Annotated in this window: 13 protein-coding genes; 9 read left to right on the top strand and 4 right to left on the bottom strand. The window is 38.9% G+C overall.

Annotation, left to right across the window (positions count from 1 at the left end):
* Positions 1-2 precede the first annotated feature (2 nt).
* Entirely contained in the window at positions 3-2,639 is a 2,637-nt protein-coding gene (gene alaS / locus F928_RS16050) for an alanine--tRNA ligase (RefSeq protein ID WP_005076996.1), read from the bottom strand.
* A 269-nt stretch (positions 2,640-2,908) separates the two neighbouring features.
* Between alaS and epD the strand changes: the two genes are divergently transcribed.
* The 6 genes from epD to F928_RS16020 all read left to right on the top strand — a co-directional run bounded on the left by epD (position 2,909) and on the right by F928_RS16020 (position 9,254).
* Complete coding sequence (gene epD / locus F928_RS16045; protein WP_005076995.1) at positions 2,909-3,928, top strand: type I glyceraldehyde-3-phosphate dehydrogenase; 1,020 nt, start codon at positions 2,909-2,911, stop codon at positions 3,926-3,928.
* Between the two features lie 165 nt (positions 3,929-4,093).
* On the top strand, positions 4,094-5,179 hold the full coding sequence (locus F928_RS16040) for a hypothetical protein (RefSeq protein ID WP_005076993.1): 1,086 nt from the start codon (positions 4,094-4,096) through the stop codon (positions 5,177-5,179).
* A 189-nt stretch (positions 5,180-5,368) separates the two neighbouring features.
* Positions 5,369-6,535, top strand: a complete 1,167-nt coding sequence (hisZ, locus tag F928_RS16035; protein ID WP_005076991.1) for an ATP phosphoribosyltransferase regulatory subunit — start codon at positions 5,369-5,371, stop codon at positions 6,533-6,535.
* A gap of 64 nt (positions 6,536-6,599) precedes the next feature.
* The gene (purA, locus tag F928_RS16030; RefSeq protein ID WP_002121613.1) at positions 6,600-7,919 is read left to right on the top strand and encodes an adenylosuccinate synthase; all 1,320 of its coding nucleotides are present in this window, start codon (positions 6,600-6,602) and stop codon (positions 7,917-7,919) included.
* A 122-nt stretch (positions 7,920-8,041) separates the two neighbouring features.
* A complete protein-coding gene (locus tag F928_RS16025; protein ID WP_002121533.1) occupies positions 8,042-8,359 on the top strand; it encodes a hypothetical protein in 318 nt (105 codons plus the stop codon).
* Between the two features lie 115 nt (positions 8,360-8,474).
* Complete coding sequence (locus F928_RS16020) at positions 8,475-9,254, top strand: M48 family metallopeptidase (RefSeq protein WP_002121572.1); 780 nt, start codon at positions 8,475-8,477, stop codon at positions 9,252-9,254.
* Positions 9,255-9,308: 54 nt separating this feature from the next.
* On the opposite strand, the gene tas is transcribed toward F928_RS16020, so the two are convergent.
* Both tas and crp read right to left on the bottom strand, forming a co-directional pair.
* Positions 9,309-10,358, bottom strand: coding sequence for an NADP(H)-dependent aldo-keto reductase (gene tas / locus F928_RS16015; RefSeq protein ID WP_005076988.1), 1,050 nt, complete (start codon positions 10,356-10,358; stop codon positions 9,309-9,311).
* Between the two features lie 159 nt (positions 10,359-10,517).
* Positions 10,518-11,225, bottom strand: coding sequence for a cAMP-activated global transcriptional regulator CRP (gene crp, locus F928_RS16010; protein WP_005070320.1), 708 nt, complete (start codon positions 11,223-11,225; stop codon positions 10,518-10,520).
* Between the two features lie 240 nt (positions 11,226-11,465).
* On the opposite strand from crp, the gene F928_RS22165 reads away from it, so the two are divergent.
* From F928_RS22165 to phnO, 3 genes are all read left to right on the top strand, one after another.
* Positions 11,466-11,585, top strand: a complete 120-nt coding sequence (locus F928_RS22165) for a hypothetical protein (RefSeq protein ID WP_002121587.1) — start codon at positions 11,466-11,468, stop codon at positions 11,583-11,585.
* A gap of 78 nt (positions 11,586-11,663) precedes the next feature.
* Entirely contained in the window at positions 11,664-12,086 is a 423-nt protein-coding gene (locus F928_RS16005) for an OsmC family protein (RefSeq protein ID WP_002121528.1), read from the top strand.
* A gap of 96 nt (positions 12,087-12,182) precedes the next feature.
* The gene (phnO, locus tag F928_RS16000) at positions 12,183-12,608 is read left to right on the top strand and encodes a GNAT family N-acetyltransferase (RefSeq protein ID WP_005076986.1); all 426 of its coding nucleotides are present in this window, start codon (positions 12,183-12,185) and stop codon (positions 12,606-12,608) included.
* On the opposite strand, the gene F928_RS15995 is transcribed toward phnO, so the two are convergent.
* On the bottom strand, positions 12,605-13,414 hold the full coding sequence (locus F928_RS15995) for a M23 family metallopeptidase (RefSeq protein WP_016806429.1): 810 nt from the start codon (positions 13,412-13,414) through the stop codon (positions 12,605-12,607). The two genes, phnO and F928_RS15995, sit on opposite strands and share 4 nt — an antisense overlap.
* Positions 13,415-13,461: the final 47 nt, after the last annotated feature.

Raw genomic sequence — 13,461 nt, 5'->3', positions numbered from 1 at the left:
TCTTATTTTTGTTCAAGCCATGCAGGCAATGCTGCGATAACTTGTCCAAACTTCTCGTTAAGTGGCGCGCCACCTTGTGCTAAGTCAGGTTTACCACCACCTTTACCACCTAACTCGGTTGCTAGATGTTTGATGATGTCACCTGCTTTTAGAGTTGTAGTGTATTGTGATGCAACTGAAGCAAGTAGGCTGACTTTGTCACCCTCTACACCAGCTAACACAATAACTGCATTCTCTAATTTCGATTTAACACTGTCGTGTAAGTTGCGAAGTGATTTTGCATCTACACCTTGAACAGTGGTAATAAGCGTTTGACGACCAGCAATGGTTTGTACCTGATCAATCAATTCTGACGCTTGGAAGTTTGCCAATTTCTGGTTGAGCTGTTCAATCTGCTTTTGTAATGCAGAAACCAATTCAACATTGGCTTGTACACGCTCAACAGTTTGGTCTTTCTGTGCTTTGAGTAAGCCATTAATGTGCTGGATATCAGCATCAGTTTTTTGTACTACATCTAGCGCTTTAGTACCTGTAACAGCTTCAATACGACGTACACCAGCAGCTACACCACCTTCAGAAGTGATTTTGAATAAGCCAATATCACCTGTACGTTTAACGTGGATACCACCACAAAGTTCAATTGAGAAATTTTTCTCATCAATAATTGAACCCATAGAAAGTACACGTACTTCATCACCATATTTTTCACCGAACAACATCATGGCACCTTTAGCTTTTGCAGCTTCGATATCAAGAAGTTCGGTTGTTACAGCACTATTTGCAATAATTTCTGCATTCACTAAGCGCTCAACTTGTTGTAACTGTTCAAAAGTTACCGGCTGGTCATTAGCAAAGTCGAAACGTAAGATATCGCTTGCAACTAAAGAACCTTTTTGTTGTACATGTGAACCTAAGATTTGACGAAGGGCAGCATGTAATAGGTGAGTTGCAGAGTGGTTACGTGCTGTTGCTTCACGAATGTCTGCTTTAACAATTGCTTCAACGTTTTGATCGGCTTTAAGACTACCAACGGTCACAATACCTTGATGAACAAAGGCACCCCCTGACTTTTTAGTATCTTGAACTTCAAAAATACCAGTTTCATTTTTGAAGATACCAGTATCACCAATCTGGCCACCACTTTCAGCATAGAAAGGAGTTTGGTTTAAAACGATAAGCGCTTCATCACCTTCAGAAACTTCGTCAACTTGTACGCCATCTTTATAGATCGCTACAATTTGACCTTGACCAGTGGTGTTGATGTAACCATCAAACTGAGTTTCGCCTTCAACTTTTACAATGTTGTTGTAGTCGACTGCAAACTTACCAGCATCACGAGCACGTTGACGCTGTGCTGCCATTTCTACTTCAAAACCAGCTTCATCAATAATAAAGTCACGTTCACGTGCAATATCAGCAGTTAAGTCTGTCGGGAAGCCGTAAGTGTCGTAAAGTTTAAATACAGTGGCACCAGGAATCGTTTTATCTTTTAATTGAGCAAGTTCGCCTTCAAGTAGTTTCAAGCCTTGCTCAAGTGTTTTAGCAAACTGTTCTTCTTCACGAATTAAAGTTGCTTCAATCACATCTTTACGCGCTGCAAGCTCTGGATATGCATCACCCATAACTTCAATTAAAGGTTGCAACATTTTGTAGAAGAAAGTACCAGTTGCACCAAGTTTATTTCCGTGACGAACAGCACGGCGGATAATACGGCGAAGTACATAACCACGACCTTCATTGCTTGGGTTTACACCATCAGCAATGAGGAAACAGCATGAACGCGCATGGTCTGCAACAACACGTAAAGAAGGCTGACCTTGGTCTTCAATACCAATAATGTTGGCAGCAGCTTTTAATAAGTGTTGGAACAGGTCAATATCGTAGTTTGAATTAACATGTTGCAATACAGCAGAGATACGCTCTAAGCCCATACCTGTATCAACAGACGGAGCAGGGAGAGGGTGAAGCACGCCGTCAGCAGTACGGTTAAACTGCATGAAAACGTTGTTCCAGATTTCAATGAAACGGTCACCGTCTTCTTCAGGTGAGCCTGGTAAACCACCCCAAATGTGATCACCATGGTCAAAGAAAATCTCAGAACATGGACCGCATGGGCCAGTATCACCCATTGCCCAGAAGTTATCAGATGCGTATTTTTCGCCTTTATTATCACCAATACGGATAATACGTTCTGGCGCTAAACCGATTTCTTTGTTCCAGATGTCGTAAGCTTCGTCATCGGTGTGGTAAACCGTGGCATAAAGTTTATCTTTTGGTAAAGCAAGCCATTGTTCGCTGGTTAAAAATTCCCATGCGAATTTAAGCGCATCACGTTTGAAATAATCACCGAATGAGAAATTACCTAACATTTCAAAGAATGTATGGTGACGTGCAGTGTAGCCAACGTTGTCTAAGTCATTATGTTTACCGCCAGCGCGTACACATTTTTGAGATGTAGTTGCACGTACATAGTCACGTTTCTCAAGACCTAAAAAGCAGTCTTTAAACTGGTTCATCCCAGCATTTGTAAATAATAAAGTTGGGTCGTTGGCAGGAACAAGAGAACTCGACGCGACACGTGTATGCCCTTGCGTTTCAAAGTAGCGCAAAAATGCTTCACGAATTTCAGCAGATGTCATTAAACGAGTACTCACAACCAAGTCACTCCATATTTTCGAATTTGGCTAAATGTATCAATGCCTGTTTGTTTTATGCCAAACCTTGCATGTGATACGGGGCTTATTTTTTAAAAACGCTAAATTGTAGCGGAAAAACCCCACCGAACCAACGATTTTAAAAGGAATATCTTACAAAACTGTGATTTGGCTAAAAATCTATATTCAATTGGCCTTGACGTGCTTTACTATATGCCTTCTTTAGTTTGTAGTTTTGTTGATAAGGATAGGTCATGCAACGTATCGCCATTAATGGGTTTGGTCGGATTGGACGTAATGTTTTACGCGCCTGGTTCGAAAGCCCAAAACAATTTCATTTTGAAATCGTGGCGATTAACGATATAGCAGATGTCCAGACATTAGTGCATTTATTTAAATATGATTCTACGCACGGCCGCTTCAATGGAAATGTAGATATATTTATTGAAAATGAAAAAGTTTTTTTGAATATTCAGTCAAATCAACGAACGCTAAAAGTTGAGGTTTTAAAGCAGAAACAACCTGAACTTTTACCATGGTCTAGTTTAGATATTGATGTGGTACTTGAGTGTACAGGACTGTTCCGTTCTCATGCGGATGCGACACGTCATCTACAAGCAGGGGCGAAGCGGGTCATTATTGGGGCGGCACCTTTTGATCATGTTGACGCAGCCATTGTTTATGGTGTGAACCATAATGAAGTCAAAGTGACTGATCAGATCATATCAAGCGTTTCATGTACTACGCAGGCTTTAGTTCCATTAGTCAAAATCATTGATGATGCTTTCGGTATTGAAACTGCGCTTATGACAGAAATTCATGCAGTGACAGCAGATCAATCTGTTCTTGACCACGCACATCGTGATTTACGTCGTGCTAGAGCTTCAGGGCAAAATATTATCCCGACCACATCTAGTGCACTCGGCGCATTAAAGCGTGTTATGCCTAAAATGGAAGACCGTATTGATGGTTATTCAATTCGTGTACCAACTATTAATGTGGCGGCAATTGACTTAACTTTTATCGCGCAATCTCCAATTACTGTGCATCACATTAATGAAATACTAATTAAAGCATCTCAAACAGACTATGCAGAAATTATGGCGGTAACAGATGAGCCATTAGTTTCGAGTGATTTCAATCATTCACCTTATTCACTCATCGTTGATTTAACTCAAACTATGGTTGTAGGGCATCAAGCTAAAGTATTTGCTTGGTACGATAATGAATGGGGCTATGCAAATCGTTTATTGGATCTGTGTGATTCTTTCTAAATATGATTTTAAATCATTTAAGAGGGTTAAATTAATACCCTTTTTATGGTTGTTAATTTCTAATATGAAAAGTTCAAATAATTAAAATTCTAAATATTAGTGTTGTGTAAAATTATATCTATTTGTATGATTCGCAAACATTAAAATTTTAATTATAGAGTTCATATGAAATTTAACTCAAAAAGAATAAGTGGTTTTTTAATTTTTACATCTACTATTATTTTAGCTGCTTGTGGTGGTGAAGGCTCAGATCAAAATATCCATGATCAAGCTGAAAATAATTTAGAAAAAGAAGACAAAATTTACCAAGTCTATTATCAACCTTCTGATATTTCTTCAGGTATCTATAGCGATTCTTTTGAAATTACTCAATATTCAATTAAGAATAATGAAATCTTTTTTGTAAAGTCACATAATCAACCGCTAGAAACTGAACTTTTAACTGAACAGAAAGTTTTAAATAAAGGGACCTTACAAACACATACTGTGAAAAGGTTAACACCAAGCAGTTGGACGTATGAATTAACGCCTGATTTGAAAGAAAATTTAAAATTTGAAATTGTGAATTTAGAGGGTGAAAATATCTTTGATCGTGTATTACCGGGCTATAAAGAAAATAAAAATTTAGAAACGGGCCTTCACAATCAACTTGATAAAAATTTAATAGATTTCTACCAAAATTATAAGAATGTTAGGTTTCCAAAAAATAGTTATTGTTATCGTTTAAAAGAAACTCAATGGAATCAATCTTATATTTCTTATATATCTAGTTTTAATTCAAATCCTTCGTTTAGTGAGAAAAAACAGTCAATTGTCGAAAGATATAATAACTTAGGCCAAGATAAAAAGTATTTTAGGCTTCTAAATTCGCAGTGGTATGGTTATAACTTAACTGTTTTAGAAAACTTAGAAACTGGTGATATTCAAAGCGCATTGGGAAATAATAATAACCAGTCTGCTTTTTTTATTAATTTTATATCAAGTAGTCGGTGGGATGCTGATAGAAATTTAGCGTATGAAAAGTCTCATCTGTATTCTATAGAAGATAACCCGCTTAATAATGTGCATTCATTAATTGCTTTCAGACAAAAGCTAAAAATCGCAAATCTTGAAAAAGGTTGCTTTGCTTTTAATACTCAAGCAGCTCAAGCTATTCAAAGATTAAATCTGGTTAACTGGCAACAAGGAGATAGCTCAGATATTGGCCCATTCTTTGGTCGAAGAACTTTTGTCTATGATATGAGTGAATGAGAATAAGGTGTTGAATATTATTGTTAATTCATGAAATCTTCTTTTTGACTTTAGAGTTTATTAAGAAAGATTTATGCAAATTGTCAGGTGCATGGCACAAAGTATCATGCTACACTAAGAGAAATCGGGTGTGTTCCCGATTTTTTTATGTGGGGTCGTTCCACGTTGATCAGATTTTAGGCTTGAAATATGACCATTTCAGAGACATGGTTGCTGCCTGACGGGGTAGCAGATGTATTGCCGGAACAGGCGCAAGTCATTGAAAAACTTCGCCGTGAAGCTTTAGATTTCCTCGCGGTACGAGGTTATCAATTGGTATATACACCATTTATCGAATACATCGAATCGTTGTCTTCATTATCAGAATCAAATCAAGACTTAGATTTAGTAACTTTTAAGGTCATTGATCAGCTCTCAGGCCGTTTACTCGGTGTTCGTGCTGATATGACGCCACAAGTTGCACGTATCGATGCACATGTAAGACCAGTTGAAGGTGTTGCACGTTACTGTTATTCAGGGACTGTATTACATACTAAACCACAAAATTTCAATGCCACACGTGCACCTCTACAATTAGGTGCAGAGTTATACGGGCATGACAGTATCGAAGCTGATGTCGAAATGGTCGATGTTATGCTGGGGTTGATCGAGAATATCTACACTTTACAAGGCGCACATCTAGATTTGGGACATGTAGGGTTGTTCCGCAGTTTAGTAAAATGTGCTGGACTGTCAAAAAATGAAGAGCATGAGCTTTCAGATCTTTATCAAAGAAAAGCGTTACCAGAGTTAGCTGAATTTACTCAAAACCTCAATATGGGTTCTGATTTCTATGCACTTGGCCGCTATTCTAGTGATCTAGAAGCATTGCAGGCGAATTTAAGTGCAAACATCTTACAAGATGCTGAGTTTAAATCAGCATTAGATGCACTTAAAACGACACTTGCGCAAATTAAAGGCCGTTGGCCAAATCTCAATATCGGTATTGATGTTGTAGAGCTACGTAGTTATCACTATCACACTGGCTTAATGTATGCGGTCTATGCACCGAATCGTGCTGCGCCTTTAGCGCAGGGTGGTCGTTATGATGGTATTGGTGAGCACTTTGGCCGCGCACGTCCTGCTACTGGCTTTAGTTGTGATTTATATGCCTTAGGTGCAAATCAGTTCGCGGAAATTGAAACTGTTGTTGCTCCAAAAGGCTCAGAACAGGATTTACTCTCAACAATTTCTAATGCACGTGCTCAAGGTTTACGTGTGGTTCAATTGTTAGGTAATGATGATTTAAGTTCTATTCCATATGCGACCCATCAACTCGTGTCGCAAAATGGACAATGGAATATTGAAAAGATTTAATTGCCAACGGTAAGTTTTTTACTGGTGGTTTCCAATTTTAACAGCATGATGTAATGAGGCTATTATGGGCAAAAATGTTGTGGTACTTGGTACCCAATGGGGCGACGAAGGTAAAGGTAAAATCGTCGACCTGCTCACAGATCAGGCGGCTGCGGTAGTACGTTATCAAGGCGGACATAACGCAGGTCATACTCTTGTCGTAGGTGGTAAAAAGACTGTATTGCACCTCATTCCATCAGGCATTTTACGTGAAAACGTATTGTGCTTAATTGGTAATGGTGTAGTACTTTCACCAGCCGCGTTAATTGAAGAAATGGGAATTTTGGAAGCGGAAGGTGTTCCTGTTAAAGAACGTCTACGTATTTCTCCAAACTGTCCACTCATTTTGCCTAACCACATTGCACTTGATCAGGCACGTGAGAAGAAACGTGGTAATGCTAAAATCGGTACTACAGGTCGTGGTATTGGTCCTGCATACGAAGATAAAGTGGCTCGCCGTGCAGTGCGTGTTGCTGACCTTGTTCGTGGTGGTGCAGCGTTAGAAGAAAAACTTCAAGAAATGCTTGAGTTACATAACTTCCAATTAACTCAGTTCTACGGTGTAGAAGCTGTTAAATTTGAAGATGTATTGGCTCTTTGCAACCAATGGCGTGAAGTGCTTGCTCCATTAGTGATTGACGTTACTAAAGTGTTGCACGACTATCGCAAAGAAGGTAAGGCTGTAATGTTTGAAGGAGCTCAAGGCTCACTTCTAGACATTGACCACGGTACTTATCCGTATGTTACAAGTTCAAATACAACTGCTGGTGGCGTAAGCTCTGGTTCAGGTATGGGACCTTTACATCTTGATTATGTATTAGGTATTACTAAAGCTTATACAACACGTGTAGGTGCTGGTCCATTCCCAACTGAATTGGTTTACGATGCCGCTGCTGATTCTGGTGATCCGATTGGTAAACACCTAGGTACAGTTGGTCATGAATTTGGTGCTTCTACTGGCCGTCAACGTCGTTGTGGTTGGTTTGATGCTGAAATTCTTCGCCGTTCTGTAGATGTAAACTCACTTTCAGGTATTTGCTTAACTAAACTTGACGTTTTAGATGGTTTGGAAGAAGTAAAAATCTGTGTGGGCTATGAAAATACAGATTCAGGTTGTGTAGGTTCTTCAGATGCGGTTTCTTTTGAATGCTTGAAGCCAATCTATGAAACTATGCCTGGTTGGAGCGAGTCGACTGTTGGTTTAACTAGTATCGATCAATTACCAGCAAATGCTTTGGCTTATGTTAAGCGTATTGAACAATTAATCGAATGTCCGATTGATATCGTTTCAACTGGTCCAGATCGTGCAGAAACAATTGTTTTACGTCATCCATTCTCTGCTTAATTAGCAAAGATTAAAAAGGCCTCCTGAAAGGGGGCCTTTTTTATACCCGACTAAAGTGCAGTTTTCGTTTTATTAGATTCAGATTAAAACGTTATATATAGATAAGGAAGGATGGGCTCAGGATGAAGCTGCAACCAACTATTTCAAAAACAATTTTTTATTCTTTTTTATTTGCTATTGGTGGTTCACCCACGCTGGCGATGTTGGTTATTTATGGGCAGGAATATCATGAAGATTTCTTTATGACCGCTTTTATGAGCTTGTCGGTTTTGTTCGCATGTGTGTTAATTCCTGTTGTACTCATACAAAATAGTTATTTACTCTGGAAAAGGGAAAGTCCTAATCTTGAAGAGAAAGTTAAAACCTTAAGTCATGTTTATTTGGGTTTAAATGTAATCTGTTTAATTTTCTGGATTTATTTGATGACTTTATCTACTTGATCGTTACATAAATACTATGATCATGGAGAAATGAGACATTCAAAGCATCAGTGGTATTTCTTATAATAAGTGCAAAAGAATAAACAGCTTTTTATCGATTTAGGTGATCCGTGTTATGAATAAAAAACTCTTTTTAAGCTTGTGTGCTGCAAGTGTGATGACCATTTCTGGCTGTGCAACAGTAGCGGACATGGCTGGTGCAGATACTGCAACCTTAAATGCTCAATCTGCTCAAGGTTTTAATAAGATGGTGCAGGAAGCACGTGGTAAGGGTGCTCTCGATACAAGCTCTAGTACATATAACCGTATTAATGCTGTATTCAACCGTTTAAAACCATATGCTAACCAGATGAATCAGACTGGTCAACCATTTAGCTGGCAGTTAGCGGTGTTGAAATCAGATACGATTAATGCTTACGTTGCACCTGGTGGCAAGGTAGTTTTCTATACAGGTATTGTGAATAAATTGAACCTGACAGATGCTGAAATTGCAGCTGTTATGGGACATGAAATGACACATGCTTTAGAAGAGCATGCAAAAAGTAAAATCGGTGCACAAGCTTTAACTGATTTAGCTCTAGGCATCGGTTTAAGCTATGCGGGTAATAATGTAGGCCAGCTTGGTACTGCTGCCGCTCAGTTAGGTACACAAGTGGGTGTAGGCTTACCATATTCTCGTAGCTTGGAAAGTCGTGCTGACCAAGGTGGTTTAATGTTGATGGCGCGTGCAGGCTATAATCCAAATGCAGCGATTACGCTTTGGGAAAAAATGAATAAACTTGAAGGTGGCGGTGGTTCATCATTCTTGTCTACTCACCCATCTAACTCACAACGTATTGGTGATATGCGTAAAAACTTACCTGCGGCAATGGCAGTTTATAATAGCCGTAAATAAGATGTAAATTTTATATAGATAAAGAAAACGGATGCTTAAGCATCCGTTTTTTATTTAAGGAGCAGGGTTGGGCTGTTGAGTATGGATGGCCTCAATACCTTTTAGAACTTCACTTGGTAATTCAATCTCAAATGCCTGAATATTTTCTTTGAGTTGATCTAAATTAGTGGCACCAATAATTGTGCTGGTCACAAAGAACTGTTGTTTAATAAAAGCTAAGGCCATCTGAGTTAAGCTTAGTCCATGCTTTTCTGCTAGCTGTGCATATTGTTCAGTTGCCCACTCACTTTGAGGATTACTGTAGCGGCTAAAGCGAGGGAATAGTGTCACACGAGCATTAGCGGGACGTGCACCATTTCTAAACTTGCCAGTTAGGTAACCAAAAGCCAGAGGAGAGTAGGCGAGCAATCCGACATCCTCATATTTAGCAATCTCTGACATACCTATTTCATAAGTACGGTTGAGAAGACTATATGGGTTTTGAACACTTACGAATTTACTGACACCTAGCTTTTCGGCCAAATGTAAAAACTTCATGGTGCCCCACGGGGTTTCATTTGATAAACCAATATAGCGAATGCGCCCGCGATTAATCTCTTCTTGTAGAGCGAGTAATGTTTCTTCTAGAGGTGTTGTGTCGTAATCATTTTCAGCTTGCTGATTGCCATAAGCGAGCGTACCAAAAAAGTTGGTATGACGTTCAGGCCAATGCAGTTGATAAAGGTCGATATAGTCCGTTTGGAGACGTTTAAGTGAACCATCTAGAGCTTTGGCAATATGGTCACTGTTAAAGCGTGTATTGCCTTCTCGAATGTGTATTCCTCCAAAGCCCGGACCTGCAATTTTAGATGCAAGAAAGACTTTGTCACGTTGTCCATGCTGGGCAAACCAATTACCAATAATCGTTTCAGTTGCGCCATAAGTTTCAGGTTTTGGTGGAACGGAATACATCTCTGCCGTATCCCAAAAATATAAACCATGTGCCAAGGCGTAATTGAGTTGTTCAAAAGCTTCTTGTTGGGAGTTTTGCTCACCAAATGTCATGGTGCCTAAACAAATTTCTGGAAGTTTAAGGCCTGTGCGACTAAGTGGGTTAAATTGCATACAGCGGAATCCTTGGAAATTTTGAGTTAGCCTAATGGAGAATATGTATTCAACTTAAATCATAAAATTAGAATAGTTTGTAAGTTTTGTGTATTAACTCATTGTTGCATATAAAAAAAGCAAACCGAAGTTTGCTTTTTATTAAAAATTTAATGAATATTATTCTTCATCATCGTAGTCATCATCAGAAACAGTGTTTTCTTCTAATGATGCATCAAAAATAAGAATCGCTTTACCATCAGTTTGGATCATACCTTGATCTTCTAAGGTTTTAAGTACACGGCCAACCATCTCACGCGAACATCCAACAATACGGCCAATTTCTTGACGAGTAATACGAATTTGACGACCATTCGGCAGAATCATTGCTTCAGGTTGAGAAGATAGATCGATTAAACAACGAGCAATACGGCCAGACACATCAATGAACGCAAGATCTGTCATTTTACGAGTCGTATTTTTTAGACGGCGAACTAATTGTGCAAAAACAGCATAGCTTAAGTCTGGGTATTGTTTGCTAAGTTCGTGGAAGTTGTCATAAGAGATCTCTGCAATTTCACAGACATCACGAGTACGAACTTCGGCTGTACGTTGAGGGTTCGGTTCGAAAAGCCCCATTTCCCCAAAGAAATCGCCTGGATTTAAATACGCAACAACAATTTCACGTTCGTCATCTTCACGCAAAATAATTGAAACTGAGCCTTTTAAAATTAAATATAAAGATTTTGACTCTGTTCCGGCATCAACAATTGTGGTTCGTTTTGGATATCTGTTGATGTGAGCACGTTTTAACAATGCTTTAACGGATTCAGGTAGTTGCCCCGGAGATAAAGCATCTGTGCTGAGTTGTGAAAAATTTGAAGTCATGCTTAATATGTTCCGAATAGGGTAAACAATTCACACAAGCTCGAGATGAGCTATTACACAGAAGAGATGAAATTCCTTATCAACTCATTTTATGTTAGTGTACAAAACAAGGGCCTGTTGACATTTCACAGATGGTTGCAACATAAGACAATTCTTTTAGACGTACCAAATAAGAACTATGAAATTTAGCCATTCTAAATAAATAGATCTTAACAACGGAACGTACAAAATAACTTGGTCTTGCGCTATGCCTGCGCTGCTTTAATTGCAACTCAGATTATGGCTGAAATTTCACAAACTTTATTACAAAACTGGACAAAGGATTGCCATTGTCTGGGTTTTGCGTCTTATTTGGATTAATTTTTAGCTATAACGCAATCCATAGATGAAATGTCAACAGACCCTGCTTAAATTTATAATTTTTTTTGGGTAGTTGCAATGCAAACAAGTGTACATTGGCTAGAGAATGTTGCTTTTGAAGCGAAATCGGATAGTGGGCATAGTGTCATCATGGACGGCTCACCTGAGTATGGTGGTGAAAACCGTGGTCCACGTCCTATGGAATTGATATTAATGGGACTTGGTGGGTGTGCTTCGTTTGATATTGTGACTATTTTAAAGAAATCTCGCCAAGATGTGACGAATGTTGTATGTAATTTAAAAGCTGAGCGCGCTGACGCAATTCCGGCTGTGTTTACTAAAATCCACTTACATTTTGTGGTAACTGGTAAAGCTGTGAAAGAAAAGCAGGTTGCAAAAGCAGTTGAATTGTCTGCCGAGAAATATTGTTCAGCAAGTAAAATGCTTTCCGATGGTGGTGTTGAAATTACACATGACTTCGAAATTATTGAAGCGGAATAAGGCATTTTTTTGCTAGCTAGAAATTAAAAAAAGCTGACATTAGAGTTGGCTTTTTTTATTGTCAAAAATAACTAAAAAATAATAGGGAGAAGAAAGGTGAATATTCGTTCTGCTAAATCAAAAGATACTCAAGCTATATGTGATCTACTTAAACAGATGGGATACCCACAGCCTTTTGCTCTTATTCAAGAAAAGTTTGAGATACTCCATAATGACTCTAATTCACAAATTTTGATTGCTGAAGAGAGGGGTAAAATTTATGGTTTTTTATCTCTCTACTTTATTCCGCAAATTGCCTTACAAGGTGACTTTGCCAAAATATGCTATCTGTGTGTTGATGAGAATATGCGTAGCAAAGGTGTAGGGCATTTACTCGTAAAGGAGGCTGAGCAACAAGCCAGACGCCGAGGGTGTGATCGAATGGAACTGCATTCAGGAATGCAAAGACCTTTGGCACATCAATTTTACCTAAGAGAAGGCTATGTCGAAGCGCCAAAGTATTTTCGTAAAGCTTTAAATTAACGAGCTGTATTTAGAAAAAGCTGAGGATCTACCCGAGCATTATTAAGGCTCATGCCCCAATGCAGGTGTGGGCCTGTCACGCGTCCTGTTTTGCCTACTAAACCTAACATTTCTCCTTGACGGATATGTTGGCCTTTCTCTACTTTAATTGCGCTTAAATGGCAGAACATGCTGACTAAGCCTTGGCCATGATCAATCAATACAGTTTGTCCATTAAAAAAATAAGATCCAGTTTGAATAACCACACCATCTGCGGGCGCAATAACTTTTTGCCCTACTGGTGCAGGAATATCTAAACCTGAGTGAGGCGCGCGTTCTTCACCATTGAAAAAGCGCTTTCTTCCAAAAGAGTTGCTAAATTTCCCTGAAGTCGGGCGTATAAATGTGGGTAGGGTTTGCCATGAGCTCTGTGTAAATGAGGTATACACATCATTTTGTTCTTTTGCTTCTTGAGCGTAGCGGTCTAATTGGCTTTGGTTAGGGTTCACATAATCTTGGTTCGTGACTTTAATCCGTTGTTCTGCGTAAGGATAAGACTTAACTTCTATTTGAATCGGGGCTTTATTTGTGTCGAGTTGAATACTGCCGATTGGAGTAGATAATGGAATACCAAGCACAGCATAACGTTGCTGACCTTCTTGACTAATTAAAACAGGCTTTTGTTGAAAAGTGACCTGAGTAATATCAGTAGTTAGAGGAACAACTGCAATTCCACCAGGTCGTCTGGAGTCTTGGGGAAGCTGAGCGATTGCCAGTGCCGAAGTAAAAAGACAAGTTGTTGTTAATATAATGTATTTAAAGTGCATTTTCATTTCAAAACGAGTAGGAAACTAGCAAGATAAACTAAAGCTTA

The organism is Acinetobacter pittii ATCC 19004 = CIP 70.29 (genome assembly GCF_000369045.1).
In the GTDB taxonomy this organism is placed as follows: domain Bacteria; phylum Pseudomonadota; class Gammaproteobacteria; order Pseudomonadales; family Moraxellaceae; genus Acinetobacter; species Acinetobacter pittii.
The sequence above is the reverse complement of the archived record's forward strand: the minus strand, read 5'-3'. Positions and strand labels throughout refer to the sequence as shown.

Coding starts and splice junctions, on each gene's coding strand:
- alaS (WP_005076996.1), bottom strand. CDS start 2,639: ATGACATCTGCTGAAATTCGTGAAGCATTTTTGCGCTACTTTGAAACG.
- epD (WP_005076995.1), top strand. CDS start 2,909: ATGCAACGTATCGCCATTAATGGGTTTGGTCGGATTGGACGTAATGTT.
- F928_RS16040 (WP_005076993.1), top strand. CDS start 4,094: ATGAAATTTAACTCAAAAAGAATAAGTGGTTTTTTAATTTTTACATCT.
- hisZ (WP_005076991.1), top strand. CDS start 5,369: ATGACCATTTCAGAGACATGGTTGCTGCCTGACGGGGTAGCAGATGTA.
- purA (WP_002121613.1), top strand. CDS start 6,600: ATGGGCAAAAATGTTGTGGTACTTGGTACCCAATGGGGCGACGAAGGT.
- F928_RS16025 (WP_002121533.1), top strand. CDS start 8,042: ATGAAGCTGCAACCAACTATTTCAAAAACAATTTTTTATTCTTTTTTA.
- F928_RS16020 (WP_002121572.1), top strand. CDS start 8,475: ATGAATAAAAAACTCTTTTTAAGCTTGTGTGCTGCAAGTGTGATGACC.
- tas (WP_005076988.1), bottom strand. CDS start 10,358: ATGCAATTTAACCCACTTAGTCGCACAGGCCTTAAACTTCCAGAAATT.
- crp (WP_005070320.1), bottom strand. CDS start 11,225: ATGACTTCAAATTTTTCACAACTCAGCACAGATGCTTTATCTCCGGGG.
- F928_RS16005 (WP_002121528.1), top strand. CDS start 11,664: ATGCAAACAAGTGTACATTGGCTAGAGAATGTTGCTTTTGAAGCGAAA.
- F928_RS15995 (WP_016806429.1), bottom strand. CDS start 13,414: ATGCACTTTAAATACATTATATTAACAACAACTTGTCTTTTTACTTCG.